The sequence below is a fragment of the Nocardia sp. NPDC058497 genome, assembly GCF_042720195.1.
Classification (GTDB): domain Bacteria; phylum Actinomycetota; class Actinomycetes; order Mycobacteriales; family Mycobacteriaceae; genus Nocardia.
Map to the genome: position 1 here is coordinate 1 of NZ_JBHXMY010000707.1, position 2,723 is coordinate 2,723.

A 2,723-nucleotide genomic window follows, 5' to 3' on the forward strand; every position below is an offset into this window, starting at 1 on the left:
GGCTGCGGCGGATCACCCGCTGTTGCGCGGGACCGTTCGGCGCGGTCAATCCTTTCGACGCTCCGTCCTGATTGACCGCGCTACCACGCACCACCGCCAGTACTTCGTGGCCGAGACGGCGTGCGTCGGACAACCGCTCCAGTACCAGCACGCCTGCGCCTTCGCCCCAGGCGGTGCCGTCGGCGGCCTCGGCGAACGGTTTGCAGCGGCCATCGGCGGCCAGTCCGCGTTGCTGGGAAAAGCCCACGAACACATCGGGAGTCGCCATGACGGTCACGCCACCGGCCAAAGCCATGGAGCATTCCCCTGATCGCAGGGCCTGTACGGCTTGGTGGAGTGCGACCAGCGAGGAGGAGCACGCCGTATCGACCGACACGGCCGGCCCTTCCAGGCCGAGCACGTAGGAAATACGGCCCGACGCGATGCTCAGCGGTGTACCGGTCAGCTCGTAGCCCGAGGGTTCTTTCCCGTTGGCCGAAGCCAAGCCGCCATAGGCGAGGTTGCCGATTCCGACGAAGACACCGGTGTCGCTGCCACGCAGTGTGTTCGGGTCGATGCCGGCGTGTTCGAGCGCTTCCCAGGTCGTCTCCAACAGCACCCGTTGTTGCGGGTCCATCGCGAGGGCTTCGCGCGGAGAGATGCCGAAGAAGCTGGCATCGAACCAGCCCGCCTCGTGCAGGAAACCGCCTTCGCGCACATAGCACTTTCCTGCCACCCCCGGTTCGGGATCGAACAGGCCCTCGATATCCCAGCCACGATCGGTCGGGAACGACGAGACGGCATCACCTTCGTCGATCAGCAACTGCCACAAGTCTTCCGGGGAGGCGATGCCGCCGGGCAGCCGGCATCCCATTCCCACGATCGCCACGGGTTCCGCCAGCGACGCCTGCAGTTCCTGATTCGCCTTTTTCAAAGCCGCGTTGGTCCGAGCGGAGATGCGCAGTGCATCGGTCAGTTCTTCGATGGAAAGTGCCACGATCTATCTCCGAAACCCTTAATCGATCCGATTGTCAATCACGTGCTGGATCAGCGCCTCGATATCCATGTCATCGGTGAGCTCCTGCTCGACCACGGTATCGATGTCCGCGATGTGCGCGTCGGCCATGAGAGCGAGCACGCTGTCCAACATTCCGATTCTTCTGAGTTCGCTCAGCGGCACGGTCGCGAGATAGTCACGAATATTCTTCTCGTCGACGGCGCTGTCGAGACGTTCCCGAGGTGCCGTTTTATCGAATTGCACCAGAATGTGCTCGGCGACAACCCGTGGTGAGGGATAGTCGAATACCAGCGTGGTAGGCAAGCGCAGGCCGGTCACTGCGTTGAGTTGGTTGCGAATTTCCACCGCGGTCAGCGAATCGAATCCGAGTTCACGGAAATTCCGGTCGGGATCGACCGTGCCGATGCCTTCGTGCCCGAGCACCCGAGCGACCTGCAGGCGGACGGTATCGAGTACCCGTTGCAACGCCTCGGTCTCCGGCAGCCCGAGGATGCGCTGCTGGAGTTCGGGTACTCCGTCGACGGCAGTGGCGGTGTGGTCGACGGCGCGTCGATTTGCCCGGATCAGACCACGCAGGATCGACGGAACTACCGTCGCGCCAGACAATACCGACAGATCCAGACGAGCCGCGATCACCGTCGCCTGGCCTCCGACCAGGGCGGTATCGAACCATGACAGGCCTTGTTCGGGCGTCAACGCCAGGATTCCGTCACGCCCGAGGCGGGTGGTATCTTCGCCGCGGAGACGGGCTCCCATGCCGACAGCGGTGTCCCACAAGCCCCACGCGATCGAGACCGCCGCCGCACCCCGTGCACACCGGAATTCGGCCAACGCGTCGAGGAAGGTGTTGGCGGCCGCGTAATTGCCTTGTCCCGCAGTGCCGAGCGTGCCGGCGGCCGAAGAATACAGCACGAACAACGCGAGATCCAGATCACGGGTGGCCTCGTGCAGCCACCATGCCGCATCGGCCTTGGCCGCCAACACCGTGTCCACGCGCTGAGGGGTCAGTGACGACACGACGCCGTCGTCGAGCACACCGGCGGTGTGCACCACACCCACCAAGGGCGCGTCCTGCGGTACCGCCGCTATGAGCGCTTCCACGCCACTTCGCGTCGACACGTCACAGGCCAGCAACGTGACCCGCGCACCGAGCGCCGTCAGCTCGGCAACCGTCTCCGTTGCTCCGGGTGCGGATCTGCCGCGGCGCGAGGCCAGGATCAGCGAGCGCGCACCGTATGCGCTGACCAGGTGCCGCGCGATCATCGCACCCAAACCACCTGTGCCACCGGTGATCACCACGGATCCAACCGACAACCGGGCCCTGAGCTCCGTCTCGGTCCCGGTGTTCGCCGTCGCGGGCAACCGCGTGGCCCGGGCGGTGTGCACGACACCCTTCCGGATCGCCACTTGAGGTTCACCAGCGGCCAAGACCTGCGCGACCAGTCCGCGGAGTTCGGGCACACCGTCGGTATCGGTGTCGGCCAATAGGATTCGTTCCGGGTCTTCTGACTGCGCCGATCGCACCAGACCCCACACCGCCGCGGCCGCGATGTCGTCTATCGGCTCGTCACCGATCGACACGGCGCCCGCGGTCAAGATCAGCAACTGACTGCCCGCGAAATACGGCTCGCCCAACCAGGTCTGGACAGCGTTCAACGCATCGTGGACGACGCTGTGCATCCGCGACACCATACCGTCCTCCAGCGGCATGCGACCGCGCAGGTCC

At 65.1% G+C, this 2,723-nt stretch carries 2 protein-coding genes; both read right to left on the bottom strand.

The window, feature by feature from the left end:
- On the bottom strand, positions 1-976 hold a 976-nt coding region (locus ACFWPJ_RS29795; RefSeq protein WP_378856386.1), incomplete at its 3' end, for a beta-ketoacyl synthase N-terminal-like domain-containing protein.
- An 18-nt stretch (positions 977-994) separates the two neighbouring features.
- A complete protein-coding gene (locus ACFWPJ_RS29800) occupies positions 995-2,707 on the bottom strand; it encodes a beta-ketoacyl reductase (RefSeq protein WP_378856388.1) in 1,713 nt (570 codons plus the stop codon).
- Positions 2,708-2,723 lie beyond the last annotated feature (16 nt).